The sequence below is a fragment of the Salinisphaera sp. Q1T1-3 genome (assembly GCF_003602005.1).
In the GTDB taxonomy this organism is placed as follows: Bacteria; Pseudomonadota; Gammaproteobacteria; order Nevskiales; family Salinisphaeraceae; genus Salinisphaera.
Genome location: NZ_QZWD01000020.1, coordinates 15,388 through 39,317 on the forward strand (window position 1 = coordinate 15,388; position 23,930 = coordinate 39,317).

22 protein-coding genes are annotated in these 23,930 nt (G+C 64.9%); 16 read left to right on the forward strand and 6 right to left on the reverse strand.

The window, feature by feature from the left end:
- Positions 1-35: 35 nt before the first annotated feature.
- The 3 genes from D3260_RS15180 (at position 36) to D3260_RS15190 (ending at position 3,293) form a co-directional block, all read left to right on the forward strand.
- Entirely contained in the window at positions 36-1,013 is a 978-nt protein-coding gene (locus D3260_RS15180) for a LacI family DNA-binding transcriptional regulator (protein ID WP_199671538.1), read from the forward strand.
- Between the two features lie 703 nt (positions 1,014-1,716).
- The gene (gene hchA / locus D3260_RS15185; RefSeq protein WP_120099457.1) at positions 1,717-2,577 is read left to right on the forward strand and encodes a glyoxalase III HchA; all 861 of its coding nucleotides are present in this window, start codon (positions 1,717-1,719) and stop codon (positions 2,575-2,577) included.
- Positions 2,574-3,293: a PA1136 family autoinducer-binding transcriptional regulator gene (locus tag D3260_RS15190; RefSeq protein ID WP_120099458.1), complete on the forward strand. Its 720-nt coding sequence runs from the start codon at positions 2,574-2,576 to the stop codon at positions 3,291-3,293. The genes hchA and D3260_RS15190 overlap by 4 nt, the downstream gene beginning before the upstream one ends.
- Positions 3,294-3,587: 294 nt before the next feature.
- Here the strand turns inward: D3260_RS15190 and D3260_RS15195 are convergent, their stop codons facing one another.
- Both D3260_RS15195 and D3260_RS15200 read right to left on the reverse strand, forming a co-directional pair.
- Positions 3,588-4,343, reverse strand: a complete 756-nt coding sequence (locus tag D3260_RS15195) for a DeoR/GlpR family DNA-binding transcription regulator (protein WP_120099459.1) — start codon at positions 4,341-4,343, stop codon at positions 3,588-3,590.
- A 140-nt stretch (positions 4,344-4,483) separates the two neighbouring features.
- On the reverse strand, positions 4,484-5,920 hold the full coding sequence (locus D3260_RS15200; protein ID WP_120099460.1) for a rhamnulokinase family protein: 1,437 nt from the start codon (positions 5,918-5,920) through the stop codon (positions 4,484-4,486).
- Positions 5,921-6,075: 155 nt separating this feature from the next.
- On the opposite strand from D3260_RS15200, the gene D3260_RS15205 reads away from it, so the two are divergent.
- The 7 genes from D3260_RS15205 (at position 6,076) to D3260_RS15235 (ending at position 13,755) form a co-directional block, all read left to right on the forward strand.
- Entirely contained in the window at positions 6,076-6,762 is a 687-nt protein-coding gene (locus tag D3260_RS15205; protein ID WP_120099461.1) for a class II aldolase/adducin family protein, read from the forward strand.
- 18 nt (positions 6,763-6,780) lie between these two features.
- Positions 6,781-7,860, forward strand: coding sequence for an alcohol dehydrogenase catalytic domain-containing protein (locus tag D3260_RS15210; RefSeq protein ID WP_199671539.1), 1,080 nt, complete (start codon positions 6,781-6,783; stop codon positions 7,858-7,860).
- A 30-nt stretch (positions 7,861-7,890) separates the two neighbouring features.
- On the forward strand, positions 7,891-9,180 hold the full coding sequence (locus D3260_RS15215; protein ID WP_120099462.1) for an MFS transporter: 1,290 nt from the start codon (positions 7,891-7,893) through the stop codon (positions 9,178-9,180).
- Positions 9,177-9,956, forward strand: coding sequence for an SDR family NAD(P)-dependent oxidoreductase (locus D3260_RS15220; RefSeq protein WP_199671540.1), 780 nt, complete (start codon positions 9,177-9,179; stop codon positions 9,954-9,956). The genes D3260_RS15215 and D3260_RS15220 overlap by 4 nt, the downstream gene beginning before the upstream one ends.
- Positions 9,957-10,162: 206 nt before the next feature.
- Complete coding sequence (locus D3260_RS15225; RefSeq protein ID WP_120099464.1) at positions 10,163-11,260, forward strand: PA0069 family radical SAM protein; 1,098 nt, start codon at positions 10,163-10,165, stop codon at positions 11,258-11,260.
- Between the two features lie 177 nt (positions 11,261-11,437).
- The gene (locus D3260_RS15230) at positions 11,438-12,046 is read left to right on the forward strand and encodes a hypothetical protein (protein ID WP_147418224.1); all 609 of its coding nucleotides are present in this window, start codon (positions 11,438-11,440) and stop codon (positions 12,044-12,046) included.
- Between the two features lie 263 nt (positions 12,047-12,309).
- Positions 12,310-13,755, forward strand: a complete 1,446-nt coding sequence (locus tag D3260_RS15235) for an MFS transporter (protein WP_120099466.1) — start codon at positions 12,310-12,312, stop codon at positions 13,753-13,755.
- A gap of 275 nt (positions 13,756-14,030) precedes the next feature.
- Here D3260_RS15235 and D3260_RS15240 read toward each other — a convergent pair whose 3' ends face one another.
- Positions 14,031-15,008 (reverse strand): alpha/beta fold hydrolase, encoded by a 978-nt coding sequence (locus tag D3260_RS15240; protein WP_120099467.1) that lies wholly within the window; start codon positions 15,006-15,008, stop codon positions 14,031-14,033.
- 51 nt (positions 15,009-15,059) lie between these two features.
- On the opposite strand from D3260_RS15240, the gene D3260_RS15245 reads away from it, so the two are divergent.
- On the forward strand, positions 15,060-15,452 hold the full coding sequence (locus D3260_RS15245; protein ID WP_120099468.1) for a DnaJ family domain-containing protein: 393 nt from the start codon (positions 15,060-15,062) through the stop codon (positions 15,450-15,452).
- Positions 15,449-16,003 carry a GNAT family N-acetyltransferase gene (locus tag D3260_RS15250; protein WP_120099469.1) on the forward strand — a complete coding sequence of 185 codons (555 nt, stop codon included), beginning with the start codon at positions 15,449-15,451 and terminating at the stop codon, positions 16,001-16,003. The genes D3260_RS15245 and D3260_RS15250 overlap by 4 nt, the downstream gene beginning before the upstream one ends.
- A 306-nt stretch (positions 16,004-16,309) precedes the next feature.
- On the opposite strand, the gene D3260_RS15255 is transcribed toward D3260_RS15250, so the two are convergent.
- Together D3260_RS15255 and D3260_RS15260 are read right to left on the reverse strand one after the other, a co-directional pair.
- Positions 16,310-16,795 carry a DUF892 family protein gene (locus D3260_RS15255; protein WP_147418225.1) on the reverse strand — a complete coding sequence of 162 codons (486 nt, stop codon included), beginning with the start codon at positions 16,793-16,795 and terminating at the stop codon, positions 16,310-16,312.
- Between the two features lie 60 nt (positions 16,796-16,855).
- Positions 16,856-17,386 (reverse strand): O-acetyl-ADP-ribose deacetylase, encoded by a 531-nt coding sequence (locus tag D3260_RS15260; protein ID WP_120099471.1) that lies wholly within the window; start codon positions 17,384-17,386, stop codon positions 16,856-16,858.
- Positions 17,387-17,564: 178 nt separating this feature from the next.
- Between D3260_RS15260 and D3260_RS15265 the strand changes: the two genes are divergently transcribed.
- Complete coding sequence (locus D3260_RS15265; RefSeq protein WP_120099472.1) at positions 17,565-19,718, forward strand: S9 family peptidase; 2,154 nt, start codon at positions 17,565-17,567, stop codon at positions 19,716-19,718.
- Positions 19,719-19,877: 159 nt separating this feature from the next.
- Here the strand turns inward: D3260_RS15265 and D3260_RS15270 are convergent, their stop codons facing one another.
- Positions 19,878-20,915 (reverse strand): hypothetical protein, encoded by a 1,038-nt coding sequence (locus D3260_RS15270; RefSeq protein ID WP_120099473.1) that lies wholly within the window; start codon positions 20,913-20,915, stop codon positions 19,878-19,880.
- A gap of 432 nt (positions 20,916-21,347) precedes the next feature.
- Between D3260_RS15270 and D3260_RS15275 the strand changes: the two genes are divergently transcribed.
- From D3260_RS15275 to D3260_RS15285, 3 genes are all read left to right on the forward strand, one after another.
- Positions 21,348-22,235 carry a LysR family transcriptional regulator gene (locus tag D3260_RS15275; RefSeq protein WP_120099474.1) on the forward strand — a complete coding sequence of 296 codons (888 nt, stop codon included), beginning with the start codon at positions 21,348-21,350 and terminating at the stop codon, positions 22,233-22,235.
- 95 nt (positions 22,236-22,330) lie between these two features.
- A complete protein-coding gene (locus D3260_RS15280) occupies positions 22,331-23,203 on the forward strand; it encodes an SDR family NAD(P)-dependent oxidoreductase (protein WP_120099475.1) in 873 nt (290 codons plus the stop codon).
- Between the two features lie 100 nt (positions 23,204-23,303).
- A complete protein-coding gene (locus D3260_RS15285; protein ID WP_120099476.1) occupies positions 23,304-23,795 on the forward strand; it encodes a RidA family protein in 492 nt (163 codons plus the stop codon).
- Positions 23,796-23,930 lie beyond the last annotated feature (135 nt).

A 23,930-nucleotide genomic window follows, 5' to 3' on the forward strand; every position in this document is an offset into this window, starting at 1 on the left:
CCGGCTAAACTATCCGGATGAACGAATCGCGCCGCATGCCGAATTCCACCGATGTTGCCCGCCGCGCAGGCGTGTCCCAGTCGGCGGTATCGCGGACGTATTCGCCGGGTGCGAGCGTCTCGCAGAGCACCCGGGATGCCGTACTCGCCGCCGCCGCCGAGCTCGGCTATCGACCCAACGCCCTGCCCGGCATCATGCAGGGCAAGCGCTCGCGGATGATCGCCGTGGTCATCGGCGGCATGGGCAACCCGTTCTATGCGCGCGTACTCGACACGCTGGCCACACGCTTGTCTGCCGCGGGCCAGCAGATGGTCCTGGCCCGTGTGGACAGCAATCACTCGCTGGACGCGGTCGCCGATGATCTGGCGCGCTATCGTGTCGACGGTGTCTTCAGCGCGCTGGCCGTCACACAGCCCGATACCCGCGATGCGCTGGCGGCCTTCGGCATCCCGGTCGTGTCGTTCAACACGCCGCTCCACGGCCCCTCGGTCCACAGCGTGAGCTGCGACAACGCCGCCGCCGGTGCCGCGGCCGCGCAGCTGTTGCACGCTCGCGGCGCGACGCGCCCGGCCTTCATCCACGGTCCGGAGAACAGTCCGGCGGAAATCGAGCGTTTCACCGGCTTCGCCGATGCCATCCGCGCGCTCGGCCTGCCGTCGCCGCTGGAGGCCCGTGGCAACTACGACTACGCCGGCGGCCGAAGCGCCGCGGCTGCCTTGATGACCGCATCGACCCCGCCTGATGCGTTGTTCGCCGCCAACGACCTGCTCGCCCTCGGGGCCCTCGAGGCACTACGGCACGATCTCGACCGTGCGGTTCCCTCCGACGTGCAGGTCATCGGCTTCGACGATATCGACATGGCCGCTTGGCAGGCGTTTCAACTGACCAGCTTTGCCCAGGATATCTCCGGCATGGTCGATCGTGCCGTCGAACTACTGCTATCCGAGCAGACCACGACCGAAGGACAATGCCTGCGTGTTCCCGCCCGTCTGATTGAACGCGCCACGACCTAGGGCCTTGTTGAGGTTTCGTTCGAGCGCCTTTTCGTCGAGAGACCGCAGTGTGTCCTGCAAGGCGCGAGTCGCCGATCGTGGCGTGCCACAATCCAGACTGGCAACGCCGCCGGGCGCGATTTGCGGCCCAACCCAAAGGGACAAGTGCCCCAAAATCAAAAACACGACGGCAATCCAGCGTTCTAGCACGCTGGCGCAGAACGACTGCGCGGCGCGTGCTACGTCTCGTCTTGCCGCAGAACAGGGCTTGGCGCGGACTCGCGCGAAACCTCAACAGGCCCTAGAACACCTCGCGGCATAAGTTCACCGGGTCGTGATCAATCCCGCATGGCAATGGATGATGCGTCGGGCCCATCACGTGCGCATGTGAGCGCATGTGGGCCGCGACCAAAGGCGCGAAGCCATTGAAAACAAATGAAGCCATGTGCCGGCGTTTATTTTTCGATGGTGTTGTGAACCGTTGCAAGGTTCAGCGGCTCGGGCGCCGGATGGATAACGCTTGAAGCAGGCATGCCGATTGGCATGTCGTGGCCGAGACAGACTTGGGGCGATACCCGTCGTCGTCATGTCGCCCGTACGTCAGCCCCCGGTTGCGTCGTCTGTGCAACGCGATACCGGCGACGCGCTGAGGGAAAAGCCTCATTGGCCCTGATTGCATCACATCTATACTGAGGCGACGAATTCATTGAACGTGTGAAACGGCATGACCGATACACAGTCCGAAGACAAACGTCCGGTCGCGGATCCCGCCGAGGACAACGCGTTTTTCCCATCCCCCTATTCGCTGGCGCAGTTCACGTCGGCCAAGTCCGATCTCTCGGGTGCCGATTACCCGAACGCCTATCGGGGCGGACGCCTCAAGGTGCTCATGATCGGTGCCGACGAGCGCTATCTGCTGACCGACAACGGCACGATGTTTTCGACCGGCAACCATCCGGTGGAAACATTGTTGCCGATGTATCATCTTGATCAGGCCGGTTTCGCCTTCGATGTGGCCACGATCTCCGGCAATCCGGTCAAGTTCGAGCACTGGGCGATGCCCTCGGAAGACGAAGCGCTCCAGAACCTGTTCGCGACCTATCGCGACCAGTTCAAGGCACCGCGCAAACTCGCCGACGTCATTGCCGATGGGCTCGACGACGCCGATTACATCGCGATATTCATCCCGGGCGGGCACGGCGCCCTGATCGGGCTGCCCGACAGTCCGGACGTAAAGACCGCTCTGGAGTGGGCGAATGACCGAGACAAGTTCGTGATCTCGATCTGTCACGGGCCGGCCGCGTTTCTATCGGTCGGCGACAGCCCCATGTACCAGGGTTACAAGATCTGTGCCTTCCCCGATTCGCTCGATGCACAGACGCCCGACATGGGCTACATGCCGGGCCATCTGACATGGCCATTCGGCGAACAACTCAAGAATCTCGGCTTCGAGCTGGTCAACGACGATATTTCCGGTGCAACACACCGCGATCGCAACCTGTTGACCGGCGACAGCCCGCTGGCCGGCAATGCGCTCGGCCGGCTGGCCGCCGATACGCTGCTCGAGGCCGTTGCCAAGGCGTGACCACTGGGCTTGCCGATGATGCGCTCAGCGTCGTGCTCGCACTGGAGCAGGCCACGACGCTGACCGCGGTCGAGGACGCGGTTCGGGCTTACGCCGCGCCGCTCGGCTACGACCGACTCGTCCTGTTCTCCGCCACGGCGGCGTGGGACGACGTGGTCGATCGCATCTACTGGGTCGAGGGCAACTGGAACGACGATGGCGCCGGCGTCGATGCCCGGACCTATATCCGCCGCTGTCCGATGACGCGTCATATCCTTGACGCGAGAGCGCCGTTCTTCTGGCGCAAGATCGAACAGGCCAGTGGCGAACAGTATCAGGTGACGCCGGCGCCGCGTGGCGACGGCGTGCACGGCCTGCAGGTGCCCGTCTTCGGGCCGCTCGGCCTCGAAGGGGCGATGAGCCTCGGCGGCGAACACATCAATGCCACCGCGACAACGCGCGTGGGGCTGACGCTGGTGGCCACGACCGCATTTCTGGCAGCCCGCCGACTGCTCGAAGCGCCGCGCGCCGAGACCAGCAAGCGATTGTCGAATCGTGAACAGGAAGTCCTGTCCTGGACCGCCGCCGGCCACCGCCAGGCCGATGTCGCCGCGACACTCGGCCTGTCGAGTCGCACGATCGAGAATCATCTGCGCCGCATACGACATCGTCTGGGTGCCACAACGACCGCCCAGGCGATCCGGATCGCGATCCACAACGGCGATATCGAAGTCTGAACCGATCCCGCCCGGACGCTCGACGCGCTTTCATCGGCCGCTCACGCCTGCAAAACAGTCGGGCTTCATCGTATCGGCATGCCGTGATGGGACACGGCCGCAGGACACCCTACGTTCGACACACCCTAGAGCCTGTTGATGTGTCCCGCGAGTCCGCGCCAAGCGCTGTTTTGCGGCAATCCAGCGCTTGTCCCTTTGGGTTGGGCCGCCCGCACAATCGACGATGGCCGCCCTGCGACGCGCGCCGTACAGGACGCGATCTGCGGCCCCAACGCGGCGCTCGTGCGACACAGCCTAGTAGATCAGCTGCACGTCCATGGCCGCGAGACGCTCGACCCAGGCCGGCTCGGGGGCGATGTCGGTGACCACGACATCGATATCGGCCAGATCACAGATCTGGACCAGCGCATTGCGATCGAATTTCGTATGGTCGACGAGCAACGCTCTGCGCCGGGCATGGCGCATCATCACCCGCTTGATCTGGGCCTCGCCGAGGTTGGACTCGAGCACGCCGGCCTCGCTGTGCAGGGCCTTGCAGCCAATCAGCGCCCAGTCGACGTTGAACCGGGCCAGCGATTCCTCGGCGAGACCACCGACGAAGGCCAGCGATTTCTTGCGCAGTTCCCCGCCGACTGTGATCAAGGCGTGTTCGCTTTCCGCGCCGACCGCGGCCAGACGAAGCGAGTTGCTGATCAACTGCAGATCGTGCCGGTCATTCAAGGCATCCAGCATCTCGCAGGTTGTCGAACTGGAATCGAGCATCAGTGCCTCGCCGTCGCCGATCAGCCGGGCGGCCTTGTGCGCGATCTGCTGCTTGGCAGCCCGATTGAACGATTCACGCGTCAGATACGGCAGGTCCTGACTGCGCTCGACGATCGCCACCGCGCCGCCGTGCGTGCGCTCGAGCACGCCTTCGCTTTCGAGTTTCTCGAGATCACGACGCACCGTTTCCCGCGTGACGTTGAAACGTTCGGCCAGATCCGCGACACCGACCTTGCCGTCGGCGAGCAGCACGTCGAGGGTCTTTTGTTTGCGTTCGGCGGGCAGCATGATCGGGTCGCTCGCGAGTGCGGCCGCCGCGAACGGCCGCCGGGCATGTGAAACACCAGTATAACGAGCCGGTCTCGTCCATCGCAGCGTCGAGCGACGACGACCCCGGCCATATCGACCAATGGCCGAGGCCGGCGGATTCAGCCCGCGGCCTGTGGCTCCCGTTCGGGCAACAGCGCACGTCCTTCGGCAAGGGTCTCGATGCAGCCCAGCGCCTTGAGTTGCATCAACGCGTTGCCGTAGGCCGAGGCTTCGATGGCCCCCGGTCGCAGCGGCTTTCCGGCGGCCGCCCGGATATGCGCACAGAGCACAGCATCCTGACTCCCGCCACCGCTGACACAGAGCGCGTTGACGGGCCGCTCGAACACGGTTTCCAGCACTCGGATCCGGGCGGCGATCTGATCGGCCAGACCGCGATAGATGGCCAAGGCGTAATCACCGATCCCGACAGGCCGGCCGAGACCGTGGGCCGCACAGAAATCGTCGATGGCCGCGATCATGTCGTCAGGGGCGAAGAACCGGTCATCATCCGGATCGATTCGGAGAGACGCTTCCAGTTGCGCATCGCTTGCGGCCGCGGATATCTCGGCATAATCAGGCGCGACGCCGTGACGGGTCTGCCAGGCCTCGCGCAGCATCTGTATCAGATACAGCCCGTTGATGTTGGTGATCAGGCGATGTGTGCCACAAACGCCGCCTTCATTGCCGAAACCGTGAGCCAACGTGCGCGCGTCGTATACCGGCGTATCGCTCTCCACCCCGAGCAACGACCAGGATCCGAGGATGAGAAAAGCCTCCTCGGCGCCGAGATCCAGGCCGGCGACGGCACTGGCCGTATCGTGCGAGCCGACGGCCACAACCGCGGTGGGCGACGTCTGCCCGCCGTTGAGCGTTTCCCGCAGCGTGCCGCATATCGTGCCACTCGGGATCATCGGCGGTAGCATCGCCGTGGGCAATCCGAGCTCGGCGACCAGGTCACGATCCCAGTCGCCGCGCACTGGATCGATCAGACCGCTGGTGCTGGCCAGCGTGTACTCGGCGTGATGCGAGCCGGACAGATACGCGGTCAGCAGATCGGCCATCATGAGTAGCGTATCGGCCTCGGCCAGGCGCGCCGGCCAACGCTCGGCGATCGCCAGCAATTGACACACCGTGTTGATGTCGAGCCGCTGGGCACCGGTCCGCCGGTGCATGGCCTCCAGCGACAGGAGGCCCTGCGACAAGCCCTGCGTGCCATGGCCGTTCCGATAATGAAGCGGCGGCATGACGAGCGCGCCGCCGGCATCGATCAGACCGAAATCCACACCCCAGCTGTCGATACCGACGGCGTGAACCGGTCCGCTTTCGCGCGCCCGAGCCAACCCATCGGCCAGCCCCGCATACAGCGCCGCCATGTCCCAGCAGGTCTGCCCGTCGTAACTGTCGGTGGCCGTGTCGAAACGATGCACTTCCCGCAGCGCGAGCCGGCCGTCGACCCGCTCGGCCAGCATGGCACGACTGCTCCCGGCGCCGAAGTCGAAGGCCAGGCATCGTACCGGCGCGCCGTGGCGGGATGGGCCTGAGCTTGTTCTATGCATGGTGTCGCCTCCTGAGCGGGCTTTCGACCTTAGAATCGCGCCTTGCCACAAGCAACATAAACAAAAGTATTATTCTTTATTTCTGTTGTTATTATCTGAATTCTGTTTTTATCCGCAGACAAGAAAAGACATTCACCGAACCACGGGATGGCTTCATGGCTCGATCCAACGACGAACAAACACTCCGCGAACAGATCTGCGACGTCGGCAAGCGGCTCTATCAGCGCGAGATGGGCGCCGCCAACGACGGCAACATCTCGGTGCGACTGGACGATGAACGCCTGCTCTGCTCACCGACCGCGGTCTCGAAAGGCTTCATGACGCCGGAAATGATCTGCGTGATCGACAACGACGGCGAGCCGGTCGCAGGCGAAACCAACCGGCCCTCGTCGGAGATCAAGATGCATCTGCACGTCTACCGGCATCGCCCCGACGTCAATGCTGTGGTTCATGCCCATCCGCTGTATGCCACGGTGCATGCCATCTGTGGCAAGCCACTGACCCAGCAGGTCATGCCGGAGTCCACCATCCTGCTCGGCGAAGTGCCGATCGCGCCCTATGGCACGCCGTCGACGATGGATCTGCCCAACTCGACCACCGCATATCTCGCCCGCTATGACGCGCTGCTGCTGGAAAACCACGGCGCCCTGTCCTACGGCGCGGACCTGAACAACGCCCATTTCAAGATGGAGGCGCTGGACTACTACGCCAAGGTGGTCTATCTCGCGTCGCAGTACGGCGGCGCACAGGAGTTCAGCCAGGCCGAGGTCGACAAGCTCATCGAGCTGCGCCGAACGCGTTTCAAGCTACCCGGCCGTCATCCCTTCGTGGACGGTGAATAACCCTGCCGAGGCGCACCCATGAACCAAACCATGCAAGCCGTGGTCAATCACGGCCCGCACGACTATCGCCTGGAAACCGTAGCGACCCCCGAAGCCCGAGGGCGCGAAGTGGTCATCCGCATCGAGGCCTGTGGCATCTGTGCCAGCGACGTCAAATGCTGGTCCGGCGCCGATATGTTCTGGGGCAACGACGAACAGCCGGCCTACGTGAAAGGCCCGGTCGTGCCCGGTCACGAGTTTGTCGGCCGGGTGGCCGCGATCGGCCCCGAGCACACCGGCTTCGATATCGGCGACCGCGTGATCGCCGAGCAGATCGTACCCTGCGAGGCCTGCGACTATTGCGAGCGCGGCGCCTACTGGATGTGCGAACGCCACGACATCTTCGGCTTCCAGAACAACGTCAACGGCGGCATGGCCGAATTCATGCGCTTCCCGGACAACGCGCGCCTGCACCGCGTACCGGCTGATCTGGCCGTCGACAAGGCCGTCCTGATCGAGCCCTTCGCCTGTTCGATGCATGCCGTGGAACGCGCGAATATCCAGCTGGCCGATACGGTCGTGATCTCCGGCGCCGGCACGCTCGGCCTCGGCATGGTCGGCATCGCGAAACTGAAGAGCCCGCGACGGCTGATCGTGCTCGACATGAACGACGACCGGCTCGCCAAGGCCGCCGAATACGGCGCCGACATCACCATCAACCCGGCCCGCGAGGACGTTGTCGCCCGGATCAAGGACGAGACCCGCGGCTACGGCTGCGATGTCTATATCGAGGCGAGCGGCGCGCCGGCCAGCGTGCGTCAGGGCTTGAACGCCATCCGCAAGCTCGGCCGTTTCGTGGAGTTCAGCGTATTCGGCGAACCGGTCACCGCAGACTGGTCGATCATCGGCGACCGCAAGGAGCTGGATCTGCTGGGCGCGCATCTCGGCGCCTACTGCTATCCGGCCACGATCGCGGGCATTGCCGACGGCTCGATCCCGACCGACGGCATGGTGACGCATCGTTTGCCGCTGGCCGAATTCGAAGCCGGGTTCGAACAGGTCAAGGCCGGGCGCGATGCGCTCAAGGTCATCCTGGTTCCCGACGCCGACACGGCCTGACCCGCGCGCCGCGCTTCGACGGAGATTTCCATGTCCAATCGTGCTTCCGCCCGCATGCTCTTCGGCATGCCTCTTGCCCTGCTCGGCGGCTATATCGCCATCGCCCTGTTCATGACCGGCGACGGCATCGAACTCGCTTTCCTGTCCAAATACCTGGTTGATATCGGATTTTCCGAGTCCAGTGCATCACTGGTGTTTTCGGTCTACGGCTTCATGGTGGCTCTCGGCTCCTGGCTGGCCGGTGTCTCGGCCGAAATCTACGGGCCGCGGCGGGTGATGAAGTGGGGTGCGATCATCTGGGTCGTCTTCCACGTGCTGTTTCTGCTGTTCGGCCTCGAGGCCGAGAGCCTGCCGATGATCCTGTTGCTCTACGGCATCCGGGCCGTGGGCTATCCACTGTTCATCTATTCGTTCGTGGTCTGGATCGCCCGCACCGCCCCCGACGAGCGACTGGCCTCGGCCATGGGCTGGTTCTGGGCTATGTATTCCGTGGGCATCGGCTTCATCGGTACCTACCTGCCGAGCTATACGCTGCCGCTGATCGGCTTCATGGGCACCCTCTGGTTCTCGCTGATCTGGGTGATCGCCGCCGCCTTGATCGGCCTGTTGACGATGACCGAGGGTAACGACGCCAAGGGCAAGCAGCTGACCTCGACCGCCGACAAGCTCAAGGAGATGAGCCGCGGTATCACGCTGTTGTTTGAAAACCGCAACATCGCACTGGCTTTCGTGGTGCGGATCATCAACCAGCACTCGTTGTTCGGTTTCATGGTGATCATGCCGATCTTCTTCACCGATACCCTGCATTTCTCGACGCCGGAATGGCTGCGGATCTGGGGCGTGGTCTTCATCACGACGATCGCCACCAACGTGCTCTGGGGCATCTGCGGGGACCGCTTCGGCTGGCTGCGCCAGATCCGCTGGTTCGGCTGCGTGGGCATGGCGATTACCTGTCTGATGTTCTATTACATCCCGCTGGCCTATGCCGGCCATGTGCCGATCGCGATCGGCGTGGCCATTCTCTACGGCATCACGCTCTCGGCCTTCGTACCGATGTCGGCCATGTTCCCCGTGCTGGCACCGAAACACCGGGGGGCCGCGATTTCCATCCACAACCTGTCGGTAGGGCTGTCGAACTTCGCCGGGCCGGCGATCGCCACGCCGCTGCTGCCCTGGATCGGGGTCGAAGGCGTGGTCTGGACCTATACCGGCATCTACCTGATCGGCGCGGCCCTGACGTTCTTCATCAATTTCCGTCAGCCCGGTCTCGACACGGCCACACCCGAGGCCGCTGACACACAAAAGGCGGCTCAATCATGAATATCTTCGATCAATTCCGTCTCGACGACCGCGTGGCGGTGGTCACCGGCGGCGCCCAGGGTCTGGGCCTGGCCATGGGCGAGGCCCTGCTCTCGGCCGGCGCCCATCTGGCTATCGTGGATATCGACGGCGACAAGGCCGCCGCGACCGCCGAGCGATTGTCGAGCGAGTACGGCGGCCGGGCCCGGGCCTACCGAGTGGATCTGACCGACGAGGCCGCCGTAGTTGCCCTGACCGAGCGCTTGATCGGGCAATACGGCCGAATCGATATCCTGTTCAACAACGCGGGCATCGCCCATCACGCGCCGTCCGAGTCCGACGACTACGACGACTGGAAACGCGTCATCGATATCGACCTGAACGCGGTCTATCTGCTGTCGCGCGAGATCGGCCGGCACATGCTGGCCGAAGGCGGCGGGTCGATCGTGAATACCTCGTCAATGTCGGGGCTGATCGCCAACGTACCGCAGCCGCAGTCAGCCTATAACGCCGCCAAGTCGGGCGTGAACATGCTGACCAAGAGCCTGGCCGCCGAATGGGGGGATCGCGGCGTGCGTGTGAATGCCATCGCCCCCGGCTACATGAAGACCGAGATCACCCGTGCGTTCTTCGAACAGGGCGGACCGATGATCGACCGTTGGCTGTCGATGACGCCGATGGGCCGGGCCGGGGAGCCGCGCGAGCTGGGCGGTCTGGCGCTCTATCTGGCCTCGGATGCCTCCAGCTTCGTGACCGGTGCCGTGTTCTCGGTCGACGGCGGCTATACCGCGATCTGACCGTTCGATCGGCGTCGCCCCGGCGGCGTCGACGTTCCCAACGCAGCCGTTTCGGCCGCTTCAACCACAGGCTGGGGTGTGGCTCGCCCGCACGCCGGCCATGTGGCACACGGCGCCAACGCGGCCGTTTCCCGGGCCGCGCCTTTCATGCGCTGGTTTCACGGCGCTGGCTTGCGATATCAACTGTTTTTACATACAGTTTATCGATGGCGCATCGGCCCACGAATCATGCCGCCCGCGGTGCATTGACCAACGCGGCGAGCCGCTTTGCGGCCGCCCACGGCGAGGATTTCGACGACGGCTGGGATACGCTGGATACGCTTGCCGACGACGACACGGCCCCGCCCACGCGCCTGCACCGCGACCCGACCCGGCGCGTCATCTCGCGCAACGAATCGCCTGATGTGCCATTCGCGGCCTCCATCAATCCCTACAAGGGCTGTGCGCACGGCTGTATCTATTGTTTCGCGCGGCCGACGCATGAATATCTGGATCACTCGGCCGGGCTGGATTTCGAAACCGAGCTCTACTACAAGCCGGAGGCCGCCGCGCTGTTCGAGGCCGAACTGCGTCATCCCCGTTATCGATGCGAGGCCATCACGCTCGGTGCCAACACCGATCCTTATCAGCCCGACGACCGCAAACTGGCGATCACCCGCGAGATTCTCGAAGTCGCCCACCAATTCAACCAGCCGATTTCGGTCATCACGAAAGGCGCGCACGTCACCCGCGATCTGGACTTGCTGGGCGACATGGCCGGGCGCGGTCTGGCCAGCGTGTTCGTGTCCGTGACGAGCCTGGACTCAGACATCAAACGCACGCTGGAGCCGCGTGCTGCCGCGCCGGGCCGGCGGCTGGCCACGATCCGCGCGCTGGCCGAGGCGGGCGTGCCAACCGGTGCGTTGATCGCTCCCGTCATCCCCATGATCACCGATCACGAGATCGAGCGCCTGGTCGCGGCGGTCGCCGACGCGGGAGCAAGGCGCGTCGGCCATGTGCTATTGCGCCTGCCACACAGCATCAAGCAGCTGTTTCGCGAGTGGCTGGAAACGCATTATCCCGACCGCGCCGCGCACGTAATGAGCCTGATCCGCCAGATGCGCGGCGGCGCCGACTACGACGCCACCTGGGGCACCCGCATGACCGGCACCGGTCATTACGCTGCACTCATCGAAAAACGTATCGCCCTGGCCCGACGTCGCCACGGCCTGGAGGGCCAACGCTTTGCACTGGATACGTCGCAGTTCGCCCCGCCGCCGGCCACCGGCGATCAGTTCGGCTTCGATTTCGGCCGCCAGGTGTGACCTCTCAGTAGATCGTTCATCCGAGCCGCGATCCTTGTAGCCGATGGGTGCTGAAATCCAGAAGCCAAAGGAGCCAACACTGAGCGTGGTACATAATCAAGTGCCTTTTTGACTGCCCCGTCGCATGCGGCTATAACCGAAAAGTCTCATCCGGAGACGGACACGGCGGCATCAGGCATGTCAAAAACAAGATTCGATCTTTTCCGTCCGGCTGCAACGCGCTGCCTCGGCGTCTTTTTCATGCTACTCGTATGCCCGCCTGCGGCCTTCGCGGACACGGCCACGCACTCGCCGGTCAGCCAACCCGTCTTGGGCAAACTCGTCTATGGGCGGGCCGATTGCGTCAAGAATTGCGTGCAGGGTTATGCAGCCGGCGATCAGGTGATTTTCTTCACGGTCGGGGCCTTCGGCGACATCATTCGCGCCGAAACCGTGGTACCGACCGATTCGCCCACGGATTCTCGCGGGACCGTCTCAACGCGCTCGGGCGGGACACGCGTGCCGGCCGAAAAATGCCATAACGCGCGGATGTGCCAAGATAATCCGAAAACACCCACGATCAGAACCATTATTTACATGGCAGCGACGCCAGCTGGGCCCGGGATGGTGTCGATCAGCACCCAGGTGCGATATATCGTGACCGCGACGAACGGTTCGCTCTACGGACGAGGCGATATCTATAACACCAGCCCGATTTCGACAACGACAACGTCTTCCGATAACTACAACGGGCCACTGGACGGGCAATTTCGACCGGCAAACGACGCGGTTGGCGTCAGTCCCTAGTCGAGATTGCCTACGCAATGAGCCGCCGCCGAAACACGTTGGCGGCCGGCCGATCATCGTCGCCGGGCCAGCTTGAGCGTAAGACGGGCACTTTCGGCAATGAAGTCGCCAAGAGAGTCAGCTATTTTTCAGGGCGCCTGATGTGGACATCCCGGCCAGCACCCGGTCACCAGCCTCGGCATGTTTAAAGTTTCGCGCCCGGTCCACCGTTCCAATACGCCCCATGGCAGAGTAGTCGCCGTCTTTCTGTCTGCTCTGTCGCGATGACGCACGCCTCGGCGACCCAATCGCCCTCGCCGCTCACCAACCCATTGCTGCTCGTGATGGTGCTGGCCGCCTTCACGAGCGTGCTCAACAACAGCATGGTCAACGTCGCGATTCCGGTCGTCAGCCACGATCTGGGCATCGCACCGAGTCTGTCCGGCTGGATCATCACGGCGTATTCGATCGTGTTCGCGACCGGTGTGGCGATCTATGGCCGTGTGTCGGACAGCTATAGTCTGCGCCGGACCTTTCTGTTCGCACTCGTGGTGTTCGGCCTCGGTTCGCTGACCTGTGCCCTGGCCCCGCATTTCGGCGTGCTCGTGGGCGGGCGGGCGATTCAGGCGGCCGGCGCGGCCGCCATTCCCTCATTGGCCTACGGCTCGATCGCCCGTCTGTTCCCGGCCGGCCAGCGAGGGCGGCTGTTCGGCATCATGTCCTCTGCGGTAGGTATGGGCGCAGCGACCGGGCCGCTGGTGGGCGGCATCGGGGTGTCGATGGCCGGATGGCGCATTCTGTTCTTTGGCACGCTGGCGGTACTCTGCCTGTTGTTCATCGCCGCCTGGCAACGTCTACCGGAGCCGAACGCCGGGCGCACGCCGCCAAGCGATCGTCTCGCGCGTGTCGATCTGCCGGGCGGTCTGTTACTGGCAGTCAGCGCCGCGGCACTGCTGTTCGGGGTCACCGCGGTCAGCCATGTCGGCCCGACGGCTCCGCGCGCCTGGGGCATGCTGGTCGTCGCCCTGATCACCGGAAGCCTGTTCACCTGGCGAATCCGCACGGCGCGTCATCCTTTCGTGCCGCCGGCATTGTTCGGCAACCGGCGTTTTCTTTCCGCGGCGCTGATCGCCCTGCTCTCACAGGGGGCCTTCATCGGCGGTGGTCTGTTTCTCACCCCGTTGATGCTGATCGATCAGCTCGGGTTCTCGGCGTTCCAGGCCGGGCTGGTCATCGCCCCGGGGGCGATCTCCGTCGCCTTGCTGGCACCGATCGTCGGCCGGCTGTCCGATCGTTACGGCCCGCGCGCTGTGCTGGGCACCAGCCTGACGGTCCTGCTGACCGGGCTCATCGGTCTGTCGAGCATCGGGGCGGGCGGTCCGGTCTATGTGCTTGCAGCCTGTCTGGTCGTTGCCAGTTCGGGCTATGCCGGCGTGACCTCGCCCGCCGCCAATGCGGCCTCGACGGCGTTGTCCACGGAGATCGCCGGCGTGGGTTTCGGCATCTACCAGCTGTGTTTCTTCATGGGCGCGGGGACCGGCGCTGCCGTGTTCGGCAGCGTGCTTGCCGCCCGCCGTCACCACGCCGGCGGCGCGCTCAATCCGCTCTACGGTGGGCCGGCGGCCACCGCCCCGTTCTCCGATGCCTATCTTGTCGCCTGTGTCGCGGTCCTCGTGGCCCTGATCGCGCTGATCGGCCTCGGTCGAGCACGCCGCATCGAGGCCATCTAAAGCCCGAGGGCCTGTTGATGTTTCGTGCGAGCCCGCGCCAAGCGCTGTTCTGCGGCAAGACGAGGCGTAGCAGGCGCCGCGCAGTCATTCTGCGCTAGCCTGCTAGAACGCTGTATTGCCGCAAAACAGCGCTTGTCCCTTCGGATTGGGCCGCAAATCGCGCCCGGCGGCGTTGCGAGTCTGGATCGTGGCACGCCATGATCGGCGACTCGCGCCTTGCCGGACACACGGCGGTCTCTCGACGAAAAGGCGCTCGAACGAAACCTCAACAGGCCCTAGCCCGCCTTGCGTTCCAGCGCCTCGCCTCGATGCATCACCAGCTCGCCATCGATCAGATCACGAATCCAGCCGACGTAGCGCGGCAACAGGCGCGGCGGCAGATCATGGCCCAGGCCGTCGACCTCCTCGTAATGCACATTCGGCAGCCAGGCCGCAGTATCCCGCCCATGGGCGACCGGCAGCAGCGGATCGTCGCGGCCGTGGATCACCAGGGCCGGCTGGCGAATGTCCGACAGCAAATCCCGCCGCGAACGAGCCGAGAGCACGGCGAGCATCTGGCGATGGGTGCCGGCCGGGGCATATGACCGCTCGGCGTTCTTGAGACACTCGCTGTACCAGTCTTCCTCGCTTCGGGCCAGGCGCGGGTCACGGCTGCCGATCAGACGCATGGTACGCGCCATGTGCGCTGCCACGTCTTCGGCGTCTCGGCTTTTCGGCGCCCGCGCCAGGCGCAGCAGAATCCGCAAACGGCTCCGCGGCAGTTTGGGATGACCCGAGGTGGACATGATGGAAGTCAGCGTCTTCACGCGTTCCGGCTCACGCGCCGCCACGACCTGGGCGATCATCCCGCCCATCGATACCCCGACCAGATGGGCTGCCGTGATCTCGAGCGCGTCCATCAGGGCCACTGCGTCATCGGCCATGTCCTCGATTTGATACGGTGCGCCGATGGGGCGCTTGGCCACCCCGCGCATGAAGGCCTTGAACGGCGACGGATATCGGCGTGCCGTCTTGATCTGCGTCGACAGACCGATATCGCGATTGTCGAACCGGATCACGCGTAGCCCTGTATCTGCCAGTGCCCGACAGAAGGCGTCCGGCCAGGCACGCAATTGCATGCCGAGACCGACGATCAGCACGAGCGCTGGATCCCGCGTGCGACCGAACTGCTCGTAGGCCAGCGTCAGGCCATTGGCTTCCACCGTATCGACGATATCGGCGCCCTGCAGCGCCGGCGCAAGAAACTCTGCCATGTCTTTTCGCCTAACCTTGCCGATTGCAAACGGCCGTTATACTTACCTGTCATGAGCCTACTCGACCGACTCGCCGACGCCCATATCGAAACCGCCGCGGCACAGGGCGCCTTCGACGATCTGCCCGGCGCCGGACGGCCGTTGCCGCCGGACGAGGCCCGCCACGTCCCGGAACAGCTACGTGCCGGCTATCGATTGTTGAAGAACGCCGGCTGTGTTCCGCCGGAAATGGCGAGCCGGCAGGCGTTGCGCGAGGTCGAGGATCTACTCGCCCACGCCGCACCGGACTCCGAGGAGAACCGGCGCCTGACGCGCCGAGCGCGCCGAGCGCGCCGGCTCGAACTGCAATTGTCGCAGTCACCCCGCGGCCGCGCGCTGCTCGCCGACCGTGATTACGCCGATGCCCTGCGGGACCGGCTCACAGGACAGGAGAAATCAACGTGAATGCGCCCGCCCCGATCCATCTGCTCGATGCGGACACACCGGAACGTCTGGCCGATCTTTCGGCGCTGGCCCACATTATCTGGCAACAACATTACGTGCCGTTGATCGGCCAGGCCCAGGTCGAATACATGCTCGCCGAGGGCTACTCGGACGAGGCCCTGATGCGCGATCACGAGGCCGGCAAGCGCTTCACCCTGGCCATGCGAGGGGAGCGGGCAATCGGGTTCGCCGCCGTCAGCCCACCCGAGCCGTCCGAGCCCGACTGTGCCTGGCTGGACAAGCTATACGTCGCCCAGGAGGCCCGCAATCTCGGTGTCGGGCGGCGTCTGGTCGAGCGCGCCGCCTGGCAGATCGATGAATTCTGGTCGGCCGAGAAAATGGCCCTACGGGTCAACCGACACAACGACAGCTCCATCACGGCCTACAAGGCGATGGGCTTTGCGATCTGCGACACGGACGTGAAACCCATCGGGCAGGGGTTCGTGATGGATGATTACATCATGCGTGCCCCACGGGCGCATCTGGCCAATCGATCGGCCGCCTCAAACTAGGGCCTGTTATGAACCCGGCATAAAAATAGATGAGTTTTCGGGTTGATAACGCACGTGTGCGACAGCACGCGCGCCACGGCCAACGGCCGTGAAGCCATTGAAAATAAAAAGACGGACAAGTGCCGGCGTTTTTTTCGACGGCGTTGAAAACAGCTGACGTCGTCAGCTGTTTGGGTGCCGGATTAATAACACGTCGCGCGTGCGCCGCGCCCGTGGCGTCGGGCAAGACACGCCCCGCGCGAAGTCTACAACGCCGCGGGGCGCCGCTCGGCCACTGAGGCGGTCACCTATCTCGGGACGAGACGTCTAGGCACCGACATAACGACGGGTAATGTCGATCAGCGTGTCATCCAGCCACTGCGACATGGCGACGTCGTCGGCCACGAGCGATTCGAGCGTGGCCTTGACCTGTCCGGCCTCGGCGATATCGGCAACCGCGATCAAGGCCCGGTAGTTGGCGATCTCGAAATGCTCGAAGGCGATGCTGGCGGCCACGGCCTGGACCGGCGTCTCGCCGCTGAGCTGCGTGCCCCAGGAATGACCCAGCGCAGACAGCTTGCCGCCGATGTCCTTGGCGGTCGACGTATCGGCGCCAAGATCGTCGAGCAGCTGTGCGATCTCACGCCGATGCTGACGCGTCTCGGCGACATGCTCGTTCAGTCGATTCGACAGGACCGGATAATCCGAGGACAACGCCTCGGCCCGGCCACCCAGCATGGTCTCGCCGTGCTGGGCGAAGGCATGGGCCTCCTGCAGCCATGCGATCAGCGTGTCGTGCGTGGTCTCGGCCATGATCGTCGGCTCCCGATGGGAAAAGCCCTTTGTCTGGGCACGTTTCACGTGCAACCGGGCTCAAGTGAGTGTGGATAACGCTTCGGCGAATGCATCGAAGGCATCTTCCGAGAATAGTACGAAACGAACCTGTCTGACCGATACCGCCTCGCGCGCTGCCTCACCCACGCTTTCCACGGCAATCGTGGCGGCCTCGGCCAGCGGATAGCCGTAGATGCCGGCGGATATGGCCGGGAAGGCGACCGATGCCGCGGCCTTGCCCTCGGCCAGGCGCATCGCCTGTCGATAGCAGGCCGCCAACTGCCGGGGCACCGCCGGGTTCTGTGAATAAACCGGACCGACACAGTGGACCACCCATTGATTGGCCAGGTCGAAGGCGGGCGTGATCACGGCCTCGCCGGCCTCGATCGGCGCAAGCGCCCGGCTGGCCTCCACCAGTTTCGGCCCCGCTGCCCGGTGGATAGCGCCGTCGACTCCGCCGCCCCCCTGCAACTGCTTGTTGGCTGCGTTGACGATGACATCGATATCGGCCTGGCGGGTGATATCGCCCTGAACACATTCGACGATCACATCTGCGATCTCGCGCTGCATGCTTCGATTCTCCGTTGTCGCCGTGGCACCATCATCCGCCGCGTATCGGCGCACGCCAAGCCCGTAGCGACCGATTGCCGGTGGCGATCTCACGCGCAGCGCTTGAACCGGCCGGCCGGACCACACATCTTGTGCGATACGCCTGGTTGGCGTATCCATTTGTTCGAGCCGGTATCTCATGTCCGAATCCACTCCCCGTGACCGCGTTCTGCCGGCGCCGCCCCTGGCCGCGCGTCAGCCGCATCCCACCACGATTCACGGCGCGGACCTGGCCGACGACTACGCCTGGCTGCGCGATGCCCAATGGCGCGAGGCCATGCTGGATCCGGCACGGCTCGATGCTGACATCCGGGCCCATCTGGATGCCGAGAACGACTACACCGAAGCCGTGCTCGCCGACACCGAAGATCTGCAGCGCCGGCTCGTGGCCGAAATGCGGGCCCGCATGGCCGAAGTCGATGCCAGCGTCCCCACGCCGGACGGCGACCATGTCTACTACGTGCGTTTCCGGGAGGGCGGCCAGCATCCGATCTTCTGTCGCGCGCCGCGCAGCGCCGACGGCTCCGCGAGGCCCGGCGAGGCGCTCGATGGCGAGACGATCCTGCTCGACGGCGATGCCGAAGCCGAGGGCCGGACCTATTTCTCGCTCGGCGCGGTCGACCACAGTCCGGATCACAGCCGTCTGGCCTTCGCGCTCGACGAGCGGGGTTCCGAGGCCTACACGATTCATGTCCGTGATATCGACACCGGCGTGGAGATCCAGCCGCCGATCGATAATGCCACCGGCACAGTCGCCTGGTCGGCCGATAGCCAGACGCTGTTCTACGTTACCCTCGACGACAATCATCGGCCGTGTCGTGTCTGGCGACTGCCGCTCGGGGCCGACCAGGCCAGCGCCGAGCTCGTCTACGAAGAGCCCGATCCCGGTTTTTTCGTCAGCCTCGGCGAAACCCAGTCGGGCCGTTACCTGCTCATCCATGCCCACGATCACGCCACGAGCGAGACCCGCTATATCCCGGCAGCCACGCCGCACGTCGCCCCGGCGCTGATTGCCGCCCGCCAGATCGGTCGCGAATACAGCGTGGATGACGACAACGGCACGCATTTCGTGATGTTGACCAATGCTGGCGAAGCCGAGGATTTCCGTCTCGTACGCGCACCGATCGAGGCCCCCGACGAAGCCCAATGGGAAGAACTCGTGCCCCACCAGCCCGGTCGGCTGATCCTCGACCACGTCGAACTGGCGCGCTTTCGCGTGCGCATGGAACGTGCCGATGCCCTGCCGCGCATCATCATCACGGACAAGCAGACCGGCACCGATCACGCCATCGCTTTCGAGGCCGAAGCCTATTCGCTGGGCATGTCGGTCGGCTATGAGTACGACACATCGACCCTGCGTTTTCTCTACAGCGCGCCCCACACCCCGGACGAGACCTTCGATTACGACATGGCCACGCGCGCGCGCACGCTGCGCAAGCAACGCCAGGTCCCCAGCGGTTTCGATACCGACGATTACATCGTCCGCCGGTCGACCGCCGAGACACACGACGGCGAGCAGGTGCCGATCACGATCACCCATCACAAGGACACGCCGCTCGACGGCAGCGCGCCGTGTCTGCTGCACGGCTACGGCGCGTACGGCATCTCCGAGCCGGCGGCGTTCTCGGCGAGCCGTTTCTCGCTCATCGATCGCGGCTTCGTGTACGCCATCGCCCACGTCCGGGGCGGCAAGGAACGCGGTTATCGCTGGTATCGGGAAGGCAAGCTCGCCCGTAAACCCAATACCTTCGCCGACTTCATTCGCGTGGCCGAACACCTGATCGAGACCGGCTACACCGGCGCCGGGCGCATCGCCGCCCACGGCGGCAGCGCCGGCGGCATGCTGGTCGGGGCCGTCGTCAATCAACGGCCGGAGCTGTTCGGCGCGGCCGTGGCCGACGTGCCCTTCGTGGACGTGCTCAATACCATGATGGACGACAGTCTGCCGCTCACACCGCCGGAATGGCCCGAATGGGGTAACCCGCGTGACGATGCCGACGCCTTCGCGACCATCCGGTCTTATTGCCCATATCAGAACGTCACCGCCCAGGCCTATCCGGCCCTGCTCGTGATCGCCGGCGTGTCCGATCCCCGCGTGACCTACTGGGAGCCGGCCAAATGGGTGGCCAAACTCCGGGCTACCAAGACCGACACCAATACACTGCTGCTCAAGACCCATATGGCCGCCGGCCACGGCGGTCTGCCCGGCCGTTTCGCAGCGCTCGAGGAAACCGGGCTGATCTATGCGTTCCTGCTGCGCGAGCTGGCGCCGGCGGCGACCAGGGCCCATTGAGCCGGGCCCCGCGCGGTTGAGCCGCCCACGACAAATCGGCTATCGGCGTACTACGGCATGGCCAAGCTGAATCGTGGCAGGCCACGACCGGCGACTTACGCCTTGCAGGACACGATTTGCGGTCTCCAACGCGGCGCTCGAACGAAACATCAACAGGCCCTAGCGTAACGGCACGATATGACGGAAACCGGCGGCCTCATTCGTCAGTCGCTCGGTGACACGGCCATTACGGTCATGCGCCACGGCCCAGCCGAAATCGACGTCGGGCCCGTCGTCGCGCCGGGCGACCGCACCGCGTGACGGGCTGAAGAGCCACCGCGCCGGGCGCGGACGCGCGCCGTCGAAAGTCAGCCGTACGGCGGTTCCCTCGGGATAATGCATGGGGCCGAGTGAAAACGGGGCCGTCAGCGCACCGCCGGCAGACAGCACACGACGGTCGGCATCCAGTGCCAGGCGCACCGTCAGACGGGCACCGGCGATGATCGTCGTCCGGTCATCGGCGGTATCGATGATCCAACGATCCGCGCCGCGGCGACCCGAGACATAGCGCGCGCCTTCCGAGGCCCGCAGTGCACTACCTGCCGGCAGCCGGATCCCGTCGGCCTGCTGATCGGCAGCGAGCACGCAGCGCCGGATCGTGCCCGGGCTGCCGTCAGCGTGCAGATCGAGTGCAACCGGTGTGCCCGCCCGACAGCGCCAGCCGGCCCACGACTGGTCGACAGCCAGATAGACGGTCGCGCGATCCGGTACATGGCCTTGCGCCCCGTTGACTGACCGGAAATGGCGTTCCATACGCGATGCGCGGAACCCATACACCGAGACCGGCTTGGGAAAACGAGCCGCGCGAAACGAGGCCGGCTCGTCCGGCTCTCGCAGCACAAGCCGCGTACCGGCCGGCATCGGCTGGCCGGCGATCACGCGCGGGGCATCGAGCGTGGTGCGTCGCAGCACGTAATGGTGGATCGCGCCGCCCAGAATATAGACGCCGAGAAAGAGCTGGGTGGCGACAAACGGCAGACCGAACACGCCGAGAATACCGAGCGAGAATCCGCGAACCCATCGATGTCGCCCGGCAAACGCTCGAAATCGACGGCTGATCGACAGCGCGACGAGACCGACGACGAGCAGCAGCAACGCGATCTGCGAGAGTGTCAGCACGACGGCCAGCGCGAGTGACGGTAGGGGGGCAAAAATCATGATAAGGACTCGAACACGAGCGGCCGGCAGCGGATTTCAGTGTAGGCCGCCGACACCGAAACCGCATGCGCATCCGCCGATGCCGGGTCGATCCGAGGCCGTCTTTCGCCTGGGGCCTGTTGATGTTTCGTGCGAGTCCGCGCCAAGTGCTGCCTGCAATCGGCTTTGGGCCGGCAGGAATAGGCATCGCATGCATCCCGTGTGTAAGTACTGGCACGCGGGATTGTCGCCCTGCCTTTGATTTCGGGGCGCCTGCGACTCGCGCCTTGCCGGACACGATTCGTAGGCGGAAACACTGCGCTCGCACAAAACATCACTGGGCTCTCGCCCCGACATATCGCGGGCCCCGCGACGGCCTCTCATCGGCTATCGTCGGCACCAGGCCCTCGCAAGCGCCTCGGACGCGCGGCGCATCGTCCTCTCCCAACGCCCATGATCGAACTCCGACAACTCCGCCAATTCGTCGTCGTGGCCGAAGAGCTGCATTTCCATCGGGCAGCGCGACGCCTGAACATGTCGCAGCCGCCGCTCAGCGCCGCGATCCGTCGACTCGAGGCCGATATCGGCGAGGCCCTGATCGTGCGTGGCAACCGACACAACACCCTGACCGCGGCCGGCGCTGCCCTGCTCGTCGAGGCCCGTTCAACGCTGGCCCAGGCCGCGCAGTGTGCACCGGCCGCCCGCGACGCCGCACACGGCGTGCGCGGCCGCGTCCGGCTCGGTTATGTCGGCAGTGCGATGTACGGCCGCCTTCCAGAGACGGTTCGGACCTTCCGCCGGGCCTATCCGGCGGTCGGTCTCGATCTGGAGGAACGCACGACGGCCCGACAGATTGCAGCCCTGCGACAGGGCGAGACGGATCTGGCGCTGGTCCTGCCGCCGATCGCGGACAGCACCGATCTATCGTTCGCGGATTTCGATACCGACTGTCTGGCGATCGCAATTGCACGCGAGCATCCGCTGGCCGACAAACCGATGCTCGCCGTCGAAGACCTGGCCGAGGCGTCCTTCGTGTTCTGGCCAGCGCACGAAGGACGCGGCTTCTACCAACGGGCGGTCGATCTCTGTCTTCGGGCCGGCTTCGAACCGCGGATCGTCCAGCACGCCGAACAGATGCACGGCGTGATCGCCCTGGTGGCCGCCGACGTCGGGGTCGCGATCGTGCCGGCCAGCATGGCCGGCGTGCATCGACCGGATGTGGTCTATCGCCCCATCACCACGGCAGACGCAGTCTTCGAACTGTGCTGGTGCTGGCGTGCGGAACGGGAAACCCCGGCGCTGGCCAATCTCGTTGCATTCGCCGGGCCGCCGCCGGGCTGATATCCCGGCCGTATCACCACGCGACGGCAACGGTATTGGCCGGCCGTCGAACGGCCGACCTACCGTGGGTCGACGTTTCAAACACGGATTCCCTCATGCTCGACTTCAGCACGCGCGTTGTTCTTGTCACCGGCGCAGCCCGCGGCATCGGCCGGGCCTGCGCCCACGATCTCGCCCGTCGCGGTGCTCACGTCATCATCCACGATCGCGGCACCGATGCGTCCGGCCAGGGCTTTGACCCGGCGCCTGCCGACCGGGCGGCAGCCGCCCTCGTCGAGGCCGGCCTGCGCGCCACGGCCGCGCATGACGACATCGAAACCCGGGACGGCTGTGCTCGCCTCGTCGCACGGATCGTGGCCACGCACGGCCGACTCGATGTCGTGATGCACAACGCTGGCTGGGTGGGCTATCAAGCGATCGCGGCGCTGACACCGGATTTTTTGCAACGCGCCATCGCCATCCATCTCTCGGCACCGACCTGGCTTGCCCAGGCAGCCTGGCCTGCGATGGTCGAACAACAGTACGGCCGCATTCTGCTGACCACATCCGATCGCGCGTTGTACCCCGAGTATGCCCGGTCCGGCCTCGCGGCCTATGCCAGCACCAAGATAGCCGCGGTCGGGCTAGTTCATGCGCTGGCCACCGAAGGCGCGACGCATGATATCCAGGTCAATGCGATCTCGCCGGTGGCCAAGACCCGCATGTGGGGTATCGACCGGCCGCCGTCGGAACTGACGCCGGAAAGCATCGCGCCCGGGGCGGTCTATCTGGTCAGCGATCACTGCCAGGACAGCGGCTGGATCCTGCGGGCCAGCAACGGCCAATTTCACGGCGTGCGGGCCCGCGAGGCCGAGGGCGTGGTCTACCCGCACGATCTACGCGGTGTGCGTGCGGCCACCGGCGAGGATGTCGCCGATGCCTGGCCCCGTATCGCCGTGCTCTGCCCCGAACCGCGCTTTGCGGGCTGATCCGCCCGCCGCCATGCGGATTCGTGCCCGGCTTGACGTCAAGTGTGGTTGAGGCCCCAGGCTCGACGTCCCAACCTGCCGCACCCGACGACCCCTATTGATGGACAAGCAATACAGCCCCTGGAACCGCGATCTGTTTGCCGATTGCGCCGTCTGCAATCTCGGCCCCGCCGATCTGATCTTTGTCTCCGGCATGGGGTCCGAAGACATCGAGACCGGCGCCATACAACATCCGGGCGACATCGGCGCCCAGGCCCGGTATGCCTATCAGCGCATCCAGACCATTCTGGCGAACAACAACGCCCATCTCGGCGAAATCGGGCGCATCGTGGTCTATCTGACGGACATGCGTCACAAGGACATCTACGAACAGGTCCAGGCTGAATACTTCGCTGGACTGGCCATGCCGGTGCATTCCCTAGGGTCTGTTGATGTGTCGTTCGAGCGCCGCGTTGGCGCCACAAATCGTGTCCGGCAAGGCGCGAGTCGCCGATCGTGGCGTGCCATGATCAAGGCTCGAAACGCCGCAGGGCGCGATTTGCGGCCCAACCCAAAGGGACAAGCGCTGTTCTGCGGCAATACAGCGTTCTAGCACGCTGGCGCAGAACGACTGCGCGGCGCGTGCTACGCCTCGTCTTGCCGCAGAACAGCGCTTGGCGCGGACTCGCACGACACATCAACAGGCCCTAGTGGCTGTCGCCAGTCTGGCCTGGCCCGAAATGCTCGT